At 66.0% G+C, this 18037-nt stretch carries 16 protein-coding genes and 1 tRNA gene; 11 read left to right on the top strand and 6 right to left on the bottom strand.

Translation table 11 applies throughout. The annotated features are described in order from the left end of the window. Window positions 1-90 precede the first annotated feature (90 nt). From FHG89_RS31305 to FHG89_RS31285, 5 genes are all read left to right on the top strand, one after another. The gene (locus FHG89_RS31305) at window positions 91-1599 is read left to right on the top strand and encodes a complex I subunit 4 family protein (protein ID WP_139587985.1); all 1509 of its coding nucleotides are present in this window, start codon (window positions 91-93) and stop codon (window positions 1597-1599) included. Beyond that, on the top strand, window positions 1596-3086 hold the full coding sequence (locus tag FHG89_RS31300; protein WP_139587984.1) for an NADH-quinone oxidoreductase subunit N: 1491 nt from the start codon (window positions 1596-1598) through the stop codon (window positions 3084-3086). The genes FHG89_RS31305 and FHG89_RS31300 overlap by 4 nt, the downstream gene beginning before the upstream one ends. A 100-nt stretch (window positions 3087-3186) precedes the next feature. Then, entirely contained in the window at window positions 3187-4062 is an 876-nt protein-coding gene (gene htpX, locus FHG89_RS31295; protein ID WP_139587983.1) for a zinc metalloprotease HtpX, read from the top strand. A 145-nt stretch (window positions 4063-4207) separates the two neighbouring features. Beyond that, on the top strand, window positions 4208-5467 hold the full coding sequence (locus FHG89_RS31290; protein WP_139587982.1) for an MFS transporter: 1260 nt from the start codon (window positions 4208-4210) through the stop codon (window positions 5465-5467). A 66-nt stretch (window positions 5468-5533) separates the two neighbouring features. Then, window positions 5534-6061 carry a dihydrofolate reductase family protein gene (locus FHG89_RS31285; protein ID WP_139587981.1) on the top strand — a complete coding sequence of 176 codons (528 nt, stop codon included), beginning with the start codon at window positions 5534-5536 and terminating at the stop codon, window positions 6059-6061. A gap of 10 nt (window positions 6062-6071) precedes the next feature. Here the strand turns inward: FHG89_RS31285 and FHG89_RS31280 are convergent, their stop codons facing one another. Further along, on the bottom strand, window positions 6072-6566 hold the full coding sequence (locus tag FHG89_RS31280) for a YajQ family cyclic di-GMP-binding protein (protein WP_139587980.1): 495 nt from the start codon (window positions 6564-6566) through the stop codon (window positions 6072-6074). A 147-nt stretch (window positions 6567-6713) separates the two neighbouring features. Here FHG89_RS31280 and FHG89_RS31275 point away from each other — a divergent pair. After that, a tRNA-Tyr gene (locus FHG89_RS31275) sits at window positions 6714-6797 on the top strand. A 602-nt stretch (window positions 6798-7399) separates the two neighbouring features. After that, window positions 7400-9052: an Eco57I restriction-modification methylase domain-containing protein gene (locus tag FHG89_RS31270; RefSeq protein WP_208761173.1), complete on the top strand. Its 1653-nt coding sequence runs from the start codon at window positions 7400-7402 to the stop codon at window positions 9050-9052. A gap of 7 nt (window positions 9053-9059) precedes the next feature. Here the strand turns inward: FHG89_RS31270 and FHG89_RS31265 are convergent, their stop codons facing one another. Next, entirely contained in the window at window positions 9060-9782 is a 723-nt protein-coding gene (locus FHG89_RS31265; protein WP_167517577.1) for a PaeR7I family type II restriction endonuclease, read from the bottom strand. A 562-nt stretch (window positions 9783-10344) separates the two neighbouring features. On the opposite strand from FHG89_RS31265, the gene FHG89_RS34530 reads away from it, so the two are divergent. After that, window positions 10345-10896 (top strand): SLATT domain-containing protein, encoded by a 552-nt coding sequence (locus tag FHG89_RS34530; protein ID WP_139587978.1) that lies wholly within the window; start codon window positions 10345-10347, stop codon window positions 10894-10896. 6 nt (window positions 10897-10902) lie between these two features. On the opposite strand, the gene FHG89_RS31255 is transcribed toward FHG89_RS34530, so the two are convergent. The 3 genes from FHG89_RS31255 to FHG89_RS31245 form a co-directional block, all read right to left on the bottom strand. Further along, window positions 10903-11883: a GTP pyrophosphokinase gene (locus FHG89_RS31255; protein WP_167517575.1), complete on the bottom strand. Its 981-nt coding sequence runs from the start codon at window positions 11881-11883 to the stop codon at window positions 10903-10905. Next, window positions 11880-12878: a nucleoid-associated protein gene (locus FHG89_RS31250; protein WP_167517574.1), complete on the bottom strand. Its 999-nt coding sequence runs from the start codon at window positions 12876-12878 to the stop codon at window positions 11880-11882. Before FHG89_RS31250 ends, FHG89_RS31255 begins: the two co-directional genes overlap by 4 nt. A gap of 441 nt (window positions 12879-13319) precedes the next feature. Beyond that, window positions 13320-13742 carry a GntR family transcriptional regulator gene (locus FHG89_RS31245; RefSeq protein WP_167517573.1) on the bottom strand — a complete coding sequence of 141 codons (423 nt, stop codon included), beginning with the start codon at window positions 13740-13742 and terminating at the stop codon, window positions 13320-13322. 978 nt (window positions 13743-14720) lie between these two features. Between FHG89_RS31245 and FHG89_RS31235 the strand changes: the two genes are divergently transcribed. The 3 genes from FHG89_RS31235 to FHG89_RS31225 all read left to right on the top strand — a co-directional run bounded on the left by FHG89_RS31235 (window position 14721) and on the right by FHG89_RS31225 (window position 16701). Continuing rightward, window positions 14721-14966, top strand: a complete 246-nt coding sequence (locus tag FHG89_RS31235) for a precorrin-4 C11-methyltransferase (protein ID WP_139587974.1) — start codon at window positions 14721-14723, stop codon at window positions 14964-14966. Window positions 14967-15115: 149 nt separating this feature from the next. Further along, window positions 15116-15937 (top strand): GntR family transcriptional regulator, encoded by an 822-nt coding sequence (locus tag FHG89_RS31230; RefSeq protein ID WP_139587973.1) that lies wholly within the window; start codon window positions 15116-15118, stop codon window positions 15935-15937. Next, on the top strand, window positions 15925-16701 hold the full coding sequence (locus FHG89_RS31225; RefSeq protein ID WP_244296038.1) for a glycosyltransferase family 2 protein: 777 nt from the start codon (window positions 15925-15927) through the stop codon (window positions 16699-16701). Before FHG89_RS31230 ends, FHG89_RS31225 begins: the two co-directional genes overlap by 13 nt. Here FHG89_RS31225 and FHG89_RS31220 read toward each other — a convergent pair. After that, window positions 16691-17128, bottom strand: coding sequence for a hypothetical protein (locus FHG89_RS31220; RefSeq protein WP_139587972.1), 438 nt, complete (start codon window positions 17126-17128; stop codon window positions 16691-16693). The two genes, FHG89_RS31225 and FHG89_RS31220, sit on opposite strands and share 11 nt — an antisense overlap. Window positions 17129-18037 lie beyond the last annotated feature (909 nt).

The raw sequence follows: 18037 nt of genomic DNA, 5'->3' as shown, positions 1-18037 counted from the left end.
GCACCGGGCGGCGCTGCCCCGCGCCGCCGCCGGTGTGCTGGCCGGCGCGCTGCTGATCGGGCTGGCCGCCGCCCTGATCGGAGGCACCCGATGACTGTCGGGCAGGTGTTGCTGGTGGCCGTCCTGGCGGTGCCGGCGCTCGGCGCGGTGGCGGTGGCGGCGACACCCCGGGACCGGGCGGCCCGGCTGGTCGGTACGGTCGCGGCGGCGTTGACACTGCTGGCCGCGGTGCCGTTGGTGTTCGGCGGGCGGGGCTGGGTGGCGTGGTCGGCGGGCGCGCCGGCGGTGCGTCCCTGGCACCAGCTCGACCTGCCCTGGGTGCCGGGTCTCGACCTGCGGTTCCATCTCGGGGTCGACGGGATCTCGTGGCCGTTGGTGGTGTTGACCACGCTGCTCACGGTGCTCTGCTGCGCGTACACGGTGTGGCGGGTGCCCGACGGAGGCAGCGGCCGGGCGCTTGTGGCGTTGCTGCTTGTGGTCGAGGTGGGCATCCTGGGCACGTTCCTCGCCCTGGATCTGGTGTTGTTCTTCCTCTTCTTCGAGGTCGTCCTGCTGCCGATGTACGCGATCATCGCCGGCTGGGGCGGCGCGGACCGGCGTCGGGCGGCCCGCAAGTTCGCGCTCTACACCCTGTTCGGTTCGGTGCTGCTGCTGGTCGGCGTGTACGTGGTTGTCGCGGCCGCCGGCACCGCCGACGTGGTGGCGTTGACCGGCGGCGGCGGGTTGTCCAGGGGTGCCCAACTGGCCGCGTTCACCCTGCTGGCGTTGGCCTTCGCGGTGAAGAGTCCGCTCTGGCCGCTGCACTCGTGGCTGCCCGACGCGCACACCCAGGCACCGACCGTGGGCAGTGTGGTGCTGGCCGGGGTGCTGCTCAAGATGGGCACGTACGGTCTGATCCGGGTGGCGGTGGGGGTGGCGCCGGAGGGCGCGCGCTGGGCGGCTCCGGTGCTGGGCGTGCTGGCCGTCGCCGCGATCCTGGTCGGCTCGCTGGTGTGCCTGGCCCAGGCGGACATCAAACGGCTGATCGCGTACTCCAGCGTGGGGCACATGGGCTTCGTGCTGCTGGGCGTCGCCACGTTGACCGCCACCGGGATCCAGGCGGCCCTGATCGGCAACGTCGCGCACGGGGTGATCACCGGGCTGCTGTTCTTCCTGGCCGGGGCGGTGAAGGACCGTACCGGCACGGGCAGTCTCGCCGAGCTGTCCGGGCTGCGGGAGACCGCGCCCCGCCTGGCCGGCCTGCTGGCGTTCGCGGCGGTCGCGTCGCTGGGCCTGCCCGGGCTGGCCGGTTTCTGGGGCGAGGCGTTCGCGGTGGTCGCGGCCGTGCAGGTGGGCGGCCCGCTGTGGACGACCCTCGGGGTGCTGGCGGCGGTCGGTGGCGCGCTCACCGCCGCGTACTTCCTGCGGTTGCTGCGTCAGGTCACCCACGGCCGGCCGAGTCCGGCGGTCGGCGGGGTCGGTGCCGGTCTGGCCGGCGCGGAACTGACCGCGTGGGTGCCGCTCGTGCTGCTGGCGTTGGCCATCGGGCTGGCGCCGGCGCTGGTGCTCGGCGTCGCCGAGGCACCCGTCGACGCCCTCATCGGGGTGGTCCACCCATGAACGCCGTGCAGAGTGTGGACAGCGTCGCGTTGCTCCCGGCGTATCTGGCCGCCGGCACCGCCGTTCTTGTGCTGATCACCGACCTGCTGCTGGCACGGCCCCGGGCCACCGTCGTGGTGGCCGCGCTGGGCGCGCTCGGCACCGCCGTCGCCTCCGCCGGGGTCGGCGCGGCCGGGGACCGGCGGACGTTCTGCGTCGGGGCCGACTGCTCCTGGATCTTCGGTGGGCGGGCGGCCCTGGTCGGGGCGGTGGTGGCCCTGCTCACTCTGGGCGTGCTCGGGCTCTCCGCGCCCGCGCTGCGGGCCGGGCGGTCGCCGGTGGGGGAGTACTGCTTCCTGCTGGCCTGCTCGATGACCGGCGGCGTGGTGCTCGGCGCGGCCGGTGACCTGATCACCCTGATCGTCGCCCTGGAGACGCTGACCCTGCCGCTGTACGTGCTTGTCGGCCTGCGCCGGGGCAGTCTGGCAAGCGCCGAGGCGGCGGTGACCTTCTTCGTGGTCAGCGTGGTGGCCACCACCGTGACGCTGCTCGGCGCGGCGCTGCTCTACGCGGTGACCGGCGGGCTGCACCTGGACCGGGTCGGCGCGCTGCTGGCCGAGCGGCCGGAGCTGCGGGACCTGCCCCTGACCACCGCCGCGGTGGCGCTGCTGCTGGTCGGGCTGGCGTTCAAGGTGGCGGCGGTGCCGTTCCACGCGTGGGCGCCGGCCACCTACGACGGGGCGCCGCTGCCGGTGGCCGCGTACCTGTCCACGGCGTCGAAGCTGGGCGGCCTCGTCGCGCTGCTGGCCGTGGTGCAGCGGGCGCTGCCGGCCGAGCAGACCGGCCCGGTGCTCGCCGTGCTCGCGGTGCTCACCATGACCGTCGGCAACCTGGTCGCGCTGCGTCAGCGGCGTACGGTGCGGCTGCTCGCCTGGTCGTCCGTCGCACAGGCCGGTTACATCCTCGCCCCGCTGGGCGCGTTGGCGCTGGCCGCCGGCCGCACGGGTGAGGCGCGCTCCGCGGCGTACGCGGCAGCGGTGGCGTACGCCGTGTTCTTCGTGGTGCTGGAGTTGGCCGCGTTCGCCGGGGTGACCGCGTTGCGGCCGGTGGGCGCGGACGGCGGGACGCTTGACGACCTGCGCGGGGCGGCCCGGCGGTACCCGTGGCGGAGCGCCGCGTTCGGTCTCGCCCTGGTCGGTCTGGCGGGTCTGCCTCCGGGGCTGGCCGGGCTGTTCGCGAAGGTGACGGTGGTCCGGGCGCTGCTGGACGGCGGTGCGGGCTGGCTGGCGCTGGTGGTGGCGTTGAACGCGGTGATCGGGTTGGCCTACTACCTGCGGGTGACCGCCGGCCTGTGGGCGTCGACGACGACGCCGGGCGCGGCTGGAGCGGGCGGCGCGGTGGCCGTACCTCTGGTGGGTGTGGTGGCGGTGGTGCTGGCGGTGGCCACGGTGGCCGCCGTGGTGGTCGGCGCCGCCCCGCAGTTGGTGCTGGATCTGGCCGGCCGCTGACCCTCAGTCAACTCTCAGCGTTGAGATGGATGGTGGAGGGGTAGCCGGGTTGTTGAACCGGTCAGCGGATCCCGGCGATCCGTGCACCGAAGGAGAGATCGTGCACCACAACCGTCTGAAGACCGCCGCGCTGCTCGGCCTGCTCACCTCGCTGATCCTCGTGGTGGGCTACTGGTTCGGCGGCAGTGGCGGCCTGGTCATCGCCGTCGTCATCTCACTGGTCATGAACGGCATTTCCTACTTCTACTCCGACAAGCTCGCACTGCGCTCGATGGGGGCGCAACCGGTCAGTGAGGCACAGTTCCCAGAGCTGTACCGGATGGTGCGTGAGCTGGCGGCCGAGGCCCGGCAGCCGATGCCACGCCTGTACGTCAGCCCGACCGCGCAGCCCAACGCGTTCGCCACGGGTCGTAACCCGCAGCACGCGGCGGTCTGCGTGACCCAGGGCATCACCGAGATCCTCGACTACCGCGAGCTGCGCGGTGTGATCGGTCACGAGCTGTCCCACGTCTACAACCGGGACATCCTGATCTCCAGCGTGGCGGCCGGTCTGGCGAGCATCATCACGCTTCTGGCGAACCTCGCCTTCTTCATCCCGCTGGGCGGTGGGGACGACGAGGACCGGCCGAACCCGGCGGTGTTGCTGCTCACCCTGATCCTGGGCCCGATCGCGGCCAGCATCATCCAGCTGGCGATCAGCCGGAGCCGCGAGTTCCAGGCGGACGCCTCGGGTGCCGAGCTGAGCCGTGACCCGCTGGCGCTGGCCAGCGCGCTGCGCAAGATCGACGCGGTGGCGCGGCGTCGGCCGCTGCCGGCCCAGGGCCAGCTCACCAGCACCGCGCACCTCATGATCGCCAACCCGTTCCGGGGCGGCGGCATGGCGGCGCTCTTCTCCACCCACCCGAAGATGGAGGACCGGGTCGCCCGGCTGGAGCAGATTGCCCGCAACTCGGGGCCTGTGCAGTTCCAGCGCTGACCCGCTGAACCCACAACTCCGCCCGTACCCGGTCGCACCGGGTGCGGGCGGAGTGCTGTGTCGGACGCGATATCCGATTCCTGCCGCCGACCGTCGGCGTTAGGGTCGTAACGGCTCACGCTCATTACATCCTCGGAGGTTCACGGTGGCCGCGCTGCGTCAGTACCTGGGCGTCTGGCAGATCCCCGGTGCGCCGATGCTGCTGCTCACCGGCATCATCGGGCGACTCGGGATCGGCATGACACCGCTGGCGCTGCTGCTGGTGGTCGAGCAGGTGACCGAGCGGTACGCGCTCGCCGCCGTCGCGGGCGGCATCTACGCCGTCGCCGGTGCCGCGCTCAGCCCGGTGGCCGGACGGATCGCCGACCGGGTCGGCCCGAGCCCCGTCCTCCTGGTCACCGCCGTGGCCCACCCGCTGGCGCTCACCGGGCTGCTGCTGGCCAGCCGGTCCGGCGAGGACGCCCTCGCGGCCATCTACCTGGCGTCCGGCGTCGCCGGGGCCACCTTCCCGCCGCTCACCGCCGCCATCCGGGGCGCCTGGAACGAACTGACCTCCCCCGCCTCCGGCCGGTACGCCCTGCGCAACACCGCGCTCGCCGCGGAGACCTCGCTGTTCGAGATCGTGTTCGTCCTCGGCCCGCTGCTCGTGGCCGGCTTCGTGCTGGTGGCTGACGCGGCGGCGGCCCTGATCGGGGCGGCCGTGGTCACCCTGGTCGGCACCGGCGCCGTGGCGCTCGGCCGGGTGATGCGCGGCTGGCGTCCGCACCCGCGCGAGCACCACGCCCGAGGGCTCGGCCCGCTGCGGGTCGCCGGATTCCCCGCCCTGCTGGTCTGCGTGGCCGGCCTGGGTATCGCGTTCGGCGCCGCCGGGGTGATCGTCCCGGCGTACGCGAGCGGCCACACCACCGACGACCCGGAGAGCCTGGCCGGCCTGCTGCTCGCGGTCTGGGGGATCGGCAGCGCCATCGGCGGCCTCTGGTTCGGCGTACGCCGGCCCGCTGCGAACATGACCCGGCAGTTCGCCCTGCTGCTCGCCGCCCTCGCCGGCACCTTCGTCATCTTCGCGGTGATGCCCACCCCGCTGGCGCTTGGCGTCGCGCTGATCGTCGGGGGTGCCACCATCGCCCCCGCGCTGACCCTGGAGAACACCCTGGTCGGCCGGATCGCCCCCACGGGCATGCTGAACGAGGCGTACACCTGGGTGGTCACCATCGCGGTCGCGGCCAGCGCCGCCGGCGGCGCGGTGGCCGGCCTCATCGTGGACCACGCGGGCGGCGTGCCGTGGGCGTTCCTGTTCGCCGGGGCGGCCGTGGCCGTCGGGGCCGCGGTCGCCGGGCTGCCCGCCGGGCCCATCGCCCGCGCGGAAACCTCAGCGGTACGCGCCGAGGAGCCCGTCACCGTCTGACCGCTCGGCTCGGTCCGGTGGCCCCGATGACTTCTGTGGCCGCCGGGCATCCACCACAATGACTCCATGGCCAAGCTGCTCTACTCCGCGACCGCGTCGCTCGACGGCTACATCGCAGGTCCCGGCGGGGACATGTCCTGGCTGACCCAACACCTCGCGATCGACAACCCGACCGCGGACCGCGTCCTGGCCAACGTCGGCGCGATCCTGGCCGGCAACCGAACCTTCGGCGGCGACGACCCCAACCGTGGCACCGACAGCGAGGGCGCGTTCGGCGGCCGGTACCACGGCCCGGTGGTCGTGCTGACCCACCAACCGCCCGCCCAGCCACTCGCGGGAGTCACCTTCGCCGGCGACCTGCACAGCGCTGTCGAACAGGCCAAGGAGGCCGCCGGCGACAAGTACGTGAACGTCCTCGGCGCGGACGTCGCCAAGCAGTGTCTCCGCGCCGGCCTGCTCGACGAGATCCTGATCTTCTTCGCGCCGGTGCTGCTCGGCGACGGGGTGCGCATGTTCGACGACCCGGGCGGCGATCAGGTGCGGCTGGCGCCGATCCCGGGCGAGACCGCGCACTGGTACCGGGTCGTGGCCTGACGGCCGGCGGCTACCGGTAGTTGGTGAACTGGAGGGCGACCCCGAAGTCCTCACCCTTGAGCAGGGCGATGACGGCCTGGAGGTCGTCCCGCTTCTTGCCGGTGACGCGCAGCTGGTCGCCCTGGATCTGCGCCTGGACGCCCTTGGGGCCCTCGTCGCGGATCTTCTTGCTGATCGCCTTGGCCTTGTCCGTCTCGATGCCCTGGATCACCTTGCAGTCGATCTTGAACACCTTGCCCGACGGACGCGCCTCGCCGGCATCCAGCGACTTCAGCGAGATGTTCCGCTTGACCAACTTCTCCTTGAACACGTCCAGCGCGGCGCGCACCCGCTCCTCGGTCTCCGCCTGAAGGCCGATCGCCTCCTCGCCCGACCAGGAGATCTCCGCGCCGGTGCCACGGAAGTCGAACCGCGTCGAGAGCTCCTTCTCCGCCTGACGGAGGGCGTTGTCGACCTCCTGGCGGTCAACCTTGCTCACGATGTCGAACGACGGGTTCGCTGCCATGCTGATACTCCTGCTGTCCGGCGGTCTGGGCCTGCTGTCGGCCGCCGACCAGCGGCACGACCCCCTGACCGTACCCGGTTGCACCGGCACCGGGGGGAGCCGCTATCCTTGCTTCCGCCGCCGCGTTACGACGCGGTGGGGTGCCCTGGCGGGTTGCCCGAGCGGCCAATGGGAGCGGACTGTAAATCCGTCGCGAAAGCTTCAGAGGTTCGAATCCTCTACCCGCCACCAGGTGCAGACACGGCCCCTGACCAGCAGAGATGCTGATCAGGGGCCGTTGTCGTTTGTCTGGCCGAGTCCGGCTGAGTCCAGGCGTTGACGACTGGTTGTGGGCAGATGGTGGGCAGGTCGATCTTGCCTGTCAGGGCTTCTCTGGGGCTGCGAACGATCGTGCTTCGGGGGATGCCGGCCCGGCGCGAACACGCCTGGAGCGACCGGTTGAGGCTGCCGTGGGGCTTGCCTGGCTGCGGAGGTAGGCCGGGGGCAAGCCAGTCCCGGGGTTGGACTGGCGCGGCAGCCGGAAGCCCTGGCCCTCGGTTAGGTCGACCTGACGGCTTCCGTACCGCCTAGCCGTGGTCGTGCTGCGTCTAGTCAATGGATGTTCGGGGCGGCGGTCCGGCGGCAGTCGGTGGCTCTCCGCCCCGGCGCCGGAGGCGGCCGGGGCGGCTTGCCGCCGGCCGGCTCACCGCCCGCGCCGCGCGGAGCGCGGCGCCTTGATCCTCTAAAGGTGAATTCGGCAACGCCGCGATTTGGCGCTGCTAGGCACCCGGGAACCTGACGTAGGCTCAGCGGCCATGGGCTCATTGGGGATGCGACGGTCGACGCTGGGATTCATGACCGCGGACCTTGCCCCCCTCCCGGCAGAGTCGATAGAGCACGGCGAGGTGTTCACACGGCCATGGGTGGTCGAGCTGATCCTTGACCTTGCTGGGTATCGTTCGGACCTTGACCTGGCCTCCCTAACAGCCGTCGAGCCAGCTTGCGGTACTGGCGCCTTCCTGGGTCCGATGGTTGCTCGCCTAAGCGCCTCATGTCGTGAACATGGCCGCCGTCTACAGGACGCGGCAAGGGCTATTCGCGCCTTCGACTTGCTCGGGCGGAACGTCGAAGCAAGCCGACGCCTGGTCGAGAAGGTCCTCCTTGACGATGACTGGCCGAGTGAAGAAGCGGTAGCCGCCGCAACTGCCTGGGTACGGGAGGGTGACTACCTCCTCGACCAGCGCTACGACGACACGGCCGACTTCGTTCTCGGTAACCCTCCATACATTCGTCTGGAGGACGTACCGAGTTCGCGGATGGCCGCTTATCGTGCGGCTTGTCCGACGATGACCGGGCGAGCCGATGTGTATGTCGGATTCTTCGAGGTCGGACTCAGGTCACTCAAGGATGGTGGAGTCCTGGGTTTCATTTGCGCTGACCGTTGGATGCGTAACCAGTACGGACGCTACCTGCGACAACTCATCAGCGACGGCTACAGCGTCGACGCCACCATCACAATGCATGACGTGGATGCCTTCGAGGAGCAGGTCTCGGCTTACCCTGCCATCTCCGTCTTGCGGCGGGGCGAGCAGGGCACTGCGGTCGTGGCAGACACCAAGCGGTCTTTTGGCCCGAAAGACGCGGCAGCAATCCTCCCATGGGTTCGCCAAGGCTCCGTTGCGTCGGTTCTCAGTGAGAACTACGAGATCGCGCGGCTACCCCATTGGTTCAAGGGATCTGATTCGTGGCCGTCGGGCACGCCTGGCCGGCTAGCGATGATTGAGGACCTTAACGACCGGTTCCCTCTGCTGGAAGACAAAGGGACAGGCACTCGGGTAGGGATTGGCGTAGCAACCGGTGCTGACAGCGTCTTCATCACTACGAATGATGCAGAGGTGGAGCCGGAGCGGCTTCTGCCCCTGTCTATGGTGCGCGACACAGTCTCTGGTGACCTTGCGTGGTCTGGACATTATCTGGTGAACCCGTGGGACTCCACTGGTTGTCTAGTCGACTTAGACGCCCACCCTCGACTGCGGAGATATTACGAGAGGCACGGCGAGGTACTTAGGCGGCGCTATATCGCTGAGAAGCGGCCTGCGAACTGGTATCGCACGATCGACAAGATTGACCATCGTCTGACCGAGCAACCTAAGCTCCTATTTCCCGATATGAAGCTGACGGTTCATCCGGTCCTAGATGAAGGGGGATTGTACCCCCATCACAACCTTTACTACATCGTCTCTGAAGCCTGGGACCTGCGGGTGCTCGGCGGCCTGCTGCTCTCCCGTGTCGCTCAGATCTTTATCGAGGCGTATGCAGTTAAGATGCGTGGCGGTACGCTTCGCTTCCAAGCACAGTACTTGCGCCGACTTCGGGTGCCCCGCCCGGAGATGATCTCCGATCGGGACCGCGCGCTGCTCGCCCAAGCGTTCGATGAGAGAGACAGCGCGGCAGCCACGATCGTTGCAGCAAGGGTTTACGGTATCGATCCAGGTTTGGTCGTATAGCCCGTTCTCAGTCGAGCATGCTACGGACGAGATTGATGCGCCCTTGGATGGCGACTCGGAAGCTCTTTCCAGTTGCGGTTGAGAGAGGCTCGGCGTAAGTGACCGAACCGTCTTGGTGAGACTGTGTGGTGATGAACCACCCGGCTTGGTATACGTTGTCTCCAACGAAGCGGGAGATCATCTCCTGGTATCGCTGGTTAGGCGACATGCCTTTGAATGTCTCATCAACCGGAAATTCAGCATTGTGGAGATCTCTCCCCGGCTTTTCGGTTTCCGCAGTCTCTTCCAAGACAAATACGTATCCTAGCCAAGGGGGAACTTCGCCGAAGACGGCGTTCTTCCTCTGGGCGACCCAAGTGTCGGTGCTGGTACCTAAAGCTTCCTCGAACCGATTATTGATATTCTTTGCTACGCTGCCTACCTGTGACTTAAACTCCAGCGCTGCGACTAGGCTGTCTTTATGCCGAACAGCGAGATCCCACCGTTTCCGTGCTCGATAATAGCCCGGCAGGTAGGGCTCCTTGATAATCGATTCGCTAGGCATTCCGGCCTCGATAAATATATTTGCAACTAGATCTCTAACCCCCTTCATGTGCGCCCCGCTGCGTGCCTCACCCCCTGACTTCCCATCATCTTCCAGATTCGATCTTTGTTTCCGCCGACTCTGCCAAAAAGCTAAAACTGCGGCTTGGGTCGCGTCGTGTGGTTCATCGCCCAGTTCGAGAGTCAAGGGGGTGCTCCTAAAGTCAGGCAACCGTGAGGAAGAGATCCAAGATCTTATCCCTTCAGAGCCATGCGGGGGTGCCCGCCGCGCTGGTCCGATCGCACACCATGGGTCCGCCACGGCAGCCCCTGCTTGGCTGGGGGCCAGCTTTGGATTCATCGCAAGCGTCGGCGGTCTTGCCGCTGTAGCACGTGCTGTCTCGGCCCGCTCTGTCGGCGAGCCAACCCGTTGAAGGTAAGCGGAGCCCGCCCGTACAGGGGACACTCCAGAGGGCGGCCGCCTAGCCCTCGCCACCGGGGATTGCCCCGAGAGCCCTACCAGCGGCAGGGTGTGGCCGAGGCGACGGCAGGCGATGCTGGAACCCGCTCTGTACTAGACGTACTGAACACCTCCTGGCTGTTGAGGAAAAGCCAGGCCAGGGGCTATGCCGCCCTCGATGCGCGCCTTCAGGGTGTGAGGGGGCTTGGCGGTTTGTCATTCTTGAATAGCCTCTGAGGCGGGCCGACCTTCTCCTAGCTCAGCTCAACCGCTCGCCGAAGTGTGAGCTAACCACAGTTCTGTTGCTACAGTGTTGGAATCTGGCCACGTTAAGCCCGCTGGAGTAGTTTTGTCCGATTCGCAATGGATTCAGGCCGACGAACTCTTGCGCACCTGGCTGAGGCGTGCGCGAGAAGGGCAGCATTCCCACCACGAGGCAGGGAAGTTCCTCAAACGAGCCAATTACTGGCTCGCAATTCCCGTAATTGTCATCACGACTGTATTGGGTACCGGGGCCTTCGCTGCGCTGACGAGCAATGTTCCCAGATTATTGAAAATCACGTTCGGTGTGTTCAGCATTATAGCTGCTATTCTATCTGCCCTGCAGATTCATCTTAGGTTCCCCGAGAGGGCGGAAAAGCATAAAACTCTAGGAGCACAGTACGGGAACGTACGGCGGCGCATTGAGTCTATCATCGCTACGCCGCACGATGAACGTGGTGAGCGGCAGCCGCTTCTCGATGAGATACGGGGAAGATTTGATGCCCTCAGTACTGAGGGCGACGTAGTGTCCCGGCGCATATTCGACAAGACTTTGGCTCGACTAAATGCGCGGGACGAACGGCGTCGGGGAGCGAGATGAAGAGATCTACCACAAGCTCCTCATTTCTAGCAGCAACTCCTCCGGTAAGTAGCTGTTCCAGACATCCGCGAGCCGGAGAGGAGTTGTGCTAAGTCGCTCGAATATTGCGATACCTTCTGGTTGGCCCACTAGCACGAATGAGCCTTCTGCGCCCACTTCCGTAACTGGCCCGTAACGCTGATATATCTCCGCCAATCGGTGATGTTCACGGTCGGCGAACTCGGCAAGGATTTCACCGTACTGCGGCCGATCGCCCTCATCAACCGCTTGAAGTACTACGCTCAGTATCTCGCGGGAGAGTTCTAGGTTATAGCTCGTCGCGCAGAAGGTGTAGTAGATTCTCTCAGCCTGATCGACTATAGAATTAAGCAGGTGGTCGGGAAGTCTCGCCAGCTCGGCCACAGCTCGCTCCACCTCCCGGTCGTAAACCTCGACCAATGCGAGCAGACCATACAGTGACCGTCTGACATTCCTCGGAAGCTCACCGGAAGGCTTATAGAGGAATTTGTGCGACATACCAGCCCAAAGATCTGCTGCAGCAGTCCTCACCTGGATCTCACAGCTGCGTTCGTCGTCTGGCCCGTAGCCGAAGTCCGAGGGTAAAGCCGAGGCCCTTACCTGGAAATGTAGGCGCGGGTAACGGAGTTGGTCCTCACCCGTTTCGCTTTCGCGGTCATCGATTGTGTAAATTGGCGAGAGATTTTCCTTGATCAGGCGAACGGCCCTATCTAAGTCGCCACTATGGCGGACGATGACGCGCACGCCCGCCATGTCATAGATCTCGTTCCAAGGGTCGTCCAGATCTTTTTCTATAACCTTCTTTACGTAGCTGCTAACATCCTTAGCCCGGCACGTAACGTTACAGCCCAATTGATCCTTGATCGAGAGTATCTGAATCTGTCGAGCAACTGCTTTCGCCAATTTCTCGTACGCAGGCCGCTCAGCAATGTATCGCCGCCGAGCCTTGTCCCGCGCTTGCGTTGTCACTGGTCCGATGAATTCGGCTTATGTGCCGAGCGGCCTGGCACTCCCCGTCCCTTGATAGGCCCAACCTTGTCAGTAATGATGACTCTGTCGACGGGACCGTCGAGCGACTGAAACTGCACGATGTCGCCCTCTTCCAGTGTGGACCGCGGGCCCGTCAGCGTAAGTCCGCTGTCGAAGGTGAGGCTGAATTGGCTCAGCTTTGACTCGATCAGCGAGACATCCTTGTCGAAGGTTGCCCTAGGTAGCCCTTCGTTCTCAAGATAAGTCAGATAGTCGTCGCGATGATTCGACTTCAGGTGGTTCACCGCGAAGGCCTGGGGGGATACAGTCCGTCGTTCACTGAGGAGTTCGGATGCAATGGCCATCGCGTAGCGCGTCCGAGTTTCGGCGTTGCTAACCCTTGTGTTGACCCAGTTCTGACTGTGCTGATAGAAGCGGCGCGTAACTTCCTTGGGTTCATCCAGGTGCTGACATCCTAGGTACTTTCGAAGGAAGAATACCGCAAGTCCGCCGCCGGTCATTTGTCTATCGGCCGCCCATCCGTAGAGCAGGCTTTCGTCCACATCGACAGCTCGGAAGAGGGCAACTTTATAGACTTTTGATCGACTGGTCAGGAATAGGTCAGAGAAGTACTTCACATCCTGCCCTGCAGTTTTATCGACGGATTCCTCTGCCCGCATTCCGCCTTCCTGCTCAATTTTCACCAGCAGGACTGACCGTGAGCTTCCAGTGTCGCAGTCGGCAACGAGGAGAATTCCAGCGGAATTTGCTCCGGATTGGCTGTCGCGCAGGACCTGCGCCAACTCCTGCGACATAGATACAAAGTCTGCAGTACTGTCTTCCAAGTATCCACGGATGATGGCCGGGGTCTTAGAGGGAGCCTCAATGTCTTCGACGATTTGACGCCCTGATTCCTTCAGGACCAACCGCAAGCGCGACTCCAGTTCGGCCTGCGCGGGTGGCTCAAGGTTGCAGATCGAGTTGCGCAAGATCAAGGGATCTGGTCCCTGTGAGCTCCGTGAGAGCTTCGGGATTGTGTGGACAATCGCCTTTTCAATTCTGATCAGGCCTACCGAAGAATCCACGCTTACGCCCCCTCTTGTCTAACACTCAATCGCGCCATCGAACGCGTGTTCGATGGCGCGATCACGCGTTTAGGTCCTGGCTAGACACTAACTCAATACATTAAGGCGAAGGATCATCCAGTTGTCCGAGGCGGTGGAGTGTCGTCATCCCGTCATCGTTGAGCCGCCTGGTCGGAGAGCCTGCAGTGCTCGGACCTCTGCACCAAGCCGACCTTTGCGCAGGTTCCGGACATAATGGAGCGGCTGTTTCGTCGGTACGTCGGAGGGCTGGAAGGGCTGGCTGCAGCAGGAGTGATTGCCATGACTACCGATGTGGGCAACCTTCGGTGGGTAGTGATGGCGCGCGAAGTCTTACTGCCTCGTTGGGAGCAGCCGATAGGTCTTGACGACTTTCGCTGCGGCTCCGTTCGTTCGGGTGACGGTTTCTTGTTCGATCAGGACCGTACCCGGCTGGACGGCAAAGAGGGCTGCAAGCTCCGAGTTGGCGGCGACTTGGCGTTCTCGCGTCTGCGTTTCGGAACTGCTGTCTGGGCCACTCTCGCGATGGGGGAGATTTGCATAGGTGCCGCGGCCGTGTTCGGTGGCGACTAGGCCCGCTTCGCGTAGAGCCGCTATGGCCTGGCGGACTGTTCCGCGACTTGCGCGAAATTCAATGGTGAGCGTGCTCTCGGCGGGCAAGAGGTGGCCCGGTGGAATGGCGCCGCTCTCGATGCGTTCCCTGAGCTCGTCCGCGATGACGCGGTAGCGGGGCTGTCCGTAGTGCGGGGTGGGCACCTGCTCACCGTACCTGGCACTTGTCTTACCAAGTGCCAACCATGTGACCCGTTTCGACGTCTAGACAACTCGTCCACGTGTAGATACGTTTCCTGGTGTGCGGCTGGGGTGACGGCTCGTGTCATGGGTGGTTTCGCGCTGGCCCTGGTCGCACCTGATGTGCGGCGTCCTGTCGGACCGGTTGCGGTAGCCGCGCATACAAGTTGGCTCGGCGATACCCGACCCGTCCGGCGTCGGACGGTGCGCCGTGCCTTCATCCGGGCCGGTGGCCGGCCGCAGTCCCCCGTGGCTGGCCACCGGTCCCCGCTTACCTGTGGAGGTGCGATGTCCGGCTCTCATCGTCGGCACCATTGGCTTTCGTCCTGGTGGTCTCGGAGGCGCCTGTCTACCTCGGGTGCCAACAGCGACGTTCCGTTTAGTCCCCGCCCAGCCTCTACGACCTCCTCGCTGCGGTGGTCGACGGGCGCCACGCGCGAATTACCTGCGCTTCGGTATGCACCCCTGATGACGCGGGCCCAGCTCTACCGGGGCAACGGCGGGCGGTGGCCGCGATGAGTCGTACGAACAAGCCGGCCGCCGTTACGAGTCACCCGGAGTGGTGCGCCCCGGACCGCTGCGGCTACCTGGTGCCGCCGGTGATGACGCACATGGCCCGCCGTCATCGCGGCCCGATGCAGCGGGCCGGCGACAGTCGGGCGGGCGGGCTCGTCGTTACCTACCTCATTAGCAGTGAGGCTTTAGGTGGCCCCATGGTCGGTGTTCACGTGACGTGCCGAGCCGGGAACGCCTGGGCGGAGTTGTCCTTGCCGCAGGCAGCCCAACTGGTCGAGCAACTTCGCGAATCGCTGGCACAGGCCACCGGGCGGCAGGGGGCCGGTGATGAGTGAGGGTGCTGCCATCCCAAAGAAGCCGTGGCCGTCGTCGATCGCAACGGTCATGTGCCCGGTCTGGTGTCGAGGCTGCGGACCGAACGATCCGATGCACCGCGGGCTTCTCAGCACTATTGGGCGGGAGCGGACCGGCTGGGTCACCGTCCAACTGGTCGTCGACCGGTTCGCCCGCCGGGACCTGGCCGTGAAGCTCGACGCGACCCGCTATGGCGCGACGCAGACCGTACTCCTGTCGCCCGCTCAGGTGGACCGGCTTATCGACGAGCTGGTCTACGCCCAGTTGGAGATGCTGACACCGGCAGATGGTGGCGAGCAGGCTGGAGAGACGCGGTGAACGCCAACAGTCGTCGGGGCGTCTCCGTTCCTCGTACTCCTGGCACTCGCCCTGCCCGGTCGCCGCGAGTGGCGGTGGCGGTGCCTGCTGTTCCTGAGCGGCCCGCCGGCGGGACCACCTGGCAGACGTTGGAACGTCTAGGGGGTACGGTGACCGGTGTGCAAGGCCGGGACTGGCGCCCTCGCTACCTGCAACTCGCCGAAGAGTTGCGGGCGAAGATCGTGAGCGGCGAACTTGCCCCCGGCACCCTGATGCCCAGCGAGACCGAATTGGCCGATACCTCGGGCCTGTCGCGCACGAGCGTCCGCAACGCCATCCGGCAGCTCCGAGAATGGGGCCTGGTCCGCGCGGAGCAGGGGCGCGGCACCTACGTGCGGGCACCCCGCCAGCGGGTACGCCGTCGCAACACCGAGCGGTACCAGTGGGAGAAGGATCGCGTCCTGCTCGACGAGGACGAGCGGTTGAAGACTGGTGCCACAGAGCACGACACCGGCCTGACCGTCGATGATCTGAAGTTCCACGCCGAGTATTCCCGGGTGGAGGCGGATGCGGAGATGGCGGCGGCCCTGCAGGTCGAGCCGGGTACGTCGCTGCTGCGCCGGGTCTACTGGACGTCGTCGCGGCACGAGAACGCGCCGCTGACCGTGTCGTACTCCTACCTGCCGCACGACCTGGTGGCCGCGAACCCGGACCTGCTCGACGCGGGCAAGGAACCGTGGCCGGGCGGCACGCAGCATCAGCTCTACACGCTTGGCATCGAGCTGGACCGGATCGACGACGAGATTCGCGCCCGCCCGCCGTCGCCCGATGAGGCCGAGCTGTTGGACATCGACCCGGGCGTCTCCGTGCTCACCGTGCGGAAGACCTCGACCGATACCACTGGCCGGGTCGTCGAGGTCGCCGACGTGGTGATGCCGGGCGACCGCACCGAGCTTGTCTACTCCCACAAACTCCAGCGGTGGAAAACTTGACGCAGCTCGTCTCGGTCATCACTCCGGTCCACGCGCCCAGCATCGAGTACCTGGCTGGCGCCTACGAGTCGTTGGCCAAGCAGGAGATGCCGGCCGGGTGGGACTGGGAATGGCTCGTCCAGGAGGACGGGCAGACCGGTGCCCTGGTCGACGCGCTTCCTAACGATCCCCGGATCAGTCTGGGCACCGGCCGTCCCGGTGGGCCTGGTGTTGCCCGTACCCTCGCGCTCGCCCGAGTCTCCGGGGAACTCATCAAGGTGCTGGACGCCGACGACCAGTTGACCCCCGGCGCGCTCGCCCGGGACATCGCCGCGTTCGACGCGCACCCGCAGATCGGCTGGACCACCTCGCGGGTACTCGACCTGCTGCCCGACGGGTCGACCGCCGGTTGGGACAAGGACCCGGCCGGCGGGGTCATCGACCGCGGTTCGGTCCTATCGTTCTGGAGGGCCAACGACTACCGAGCATCGGTGCACCCGGCGACCCTGTGCCTACGCAGGGATCTCGTCTTCGCCCTGGGCGGCTGGATGGCGCTGCCCGCCTCCGAGGACACCGGCCTCCTACTCGCCGCCAACGCGGTCACCGCGGGCTACTTCACCCGGGAGTACGGCCTGCTCTACCGCAAATGGCCCGGCCAGGTCACCAGCCAGGCAGCGCACCGGGAACCGGCCGAGTACCTGGCACGGATGAGGATCATCGAGGCCCGGGCCAACGCCCTGGCCTCGATGATCCCGAATGGCTTCGGCGGCAGCGCTACGGCGTAGCTTCGTGCCCCGGCATCCCGTGGGTACGCCGTCGCTCCTTCATCTCTGCCTCATAGATGTGACGCCGTCCGCCGGCCAGCTTCTCCCGGGCGTCCCGCTCAACCTCTTGGAACGCGGCGTAGTAGCCGTCGTCGAACTCCTCCACGATCTGGAACGTCCAGCGGCCGGGTAGCACGTTGCGCCCCAACAGCTCGTGCTCGACCCGGTCGGCCGTCTCGCCGTGCCCGGCCTCGCGGAGCAGCTTCACCACCCGGTCAAGGGTGAGATCCGCGCCGCCGACGAGTTGGTGCGCCGAGTACAGGTGACCGCGCACACGATGGATCGTCTCCAGCGCCTTACTCAACTCGCCGAGCGCTTCAACAGTCGTGTCATCTACGCCCGCCGGACGTGAGTGCTTCTCATCCACGGATTGGCTGCCGTTGTTCATGGGACCACTGGTTCCCTGCCGTTCTTCGCCCTACACGCATCGGCTCGGTGAGTCATTCGCTTTACAAATCCCCAGAGCCGCGCGCGTCGCACCATCAATTTCGGATGGGCCGCTAGCATCACGATGGCACTTCGCTGATCACCAAACCGGCGGGACGGTCGTCTTCCTTACCCCGCAGTAGGCGACCAGCGCCTCTCCGATCACTTGGAGATCATTGTTATGCCAAGCAGAAGAAGCCGGGGCCGCAAGAGACGCGCTCCTGGCGGGCAGCGGAGTTCCCGGACGGCTGGAGTTGGCACGCTGATTGAGCTGGTAGCTCTGATCATCAGGCTGTTGACGCTGGTGGCAGTCGGGACCGATGCCAAGGGTGAGGGGGATGAGCCCTCCGTTTAGGAAGGCCCATCCCTCCTCGGGCGGAGCCTCCGCTTCTCGTCTTGACGGGCCGGGAGCGGGGGCTTCCTCCGTGCCGGCCTTGACTGCCGGCAGCAGCGGGGCGGGTTGCAGGACGTTTTCGCTTCGCGTCGCGCTGAACGTTCAACGAACCTAAAAGTTACAGACTCAAGCTTCGGTGCAGACCCTAACTTACCCACCAGCTTCCCTAGCAACTTGCTAACACGCCGAATCGCTAGTTGCTATCTCTATCGAGTAATCCCACTTAGCAAGTAACGGATGCCGGCTGCGAGCCCAATCAACGAGTGAACCGCAGGTGTGACCAGCGGGACGAGTGGCAGTGGTGGCAGTGCCCCGGGCGGTAGACCTGGCTCCATCATGGGCGGACGGCCGGGTCTGCTGCACCGATAGGTGACAGTTTCAGTCACGCGGCCTGACTGGCCGGTGGGGTCATGATGGTCTCGTACTCGATAGGGGTCAACCGGGACAGGGATCGTTGGCGTCGACGGCGGTGGTAGG

It is taken from the genome of Micromonospora orduensis (assembly GCF_006228125.1).
GTDB classification, from domain to species: Bacteria; Actinomycetota; Actinomycetes; order Mycobacteriales; family Micromonosporaceae; genus Micromonospora; species Micromonospora orduensis.
This window is presented reverse-complemented; position numbering and strand designations above follow the sequence as displayed.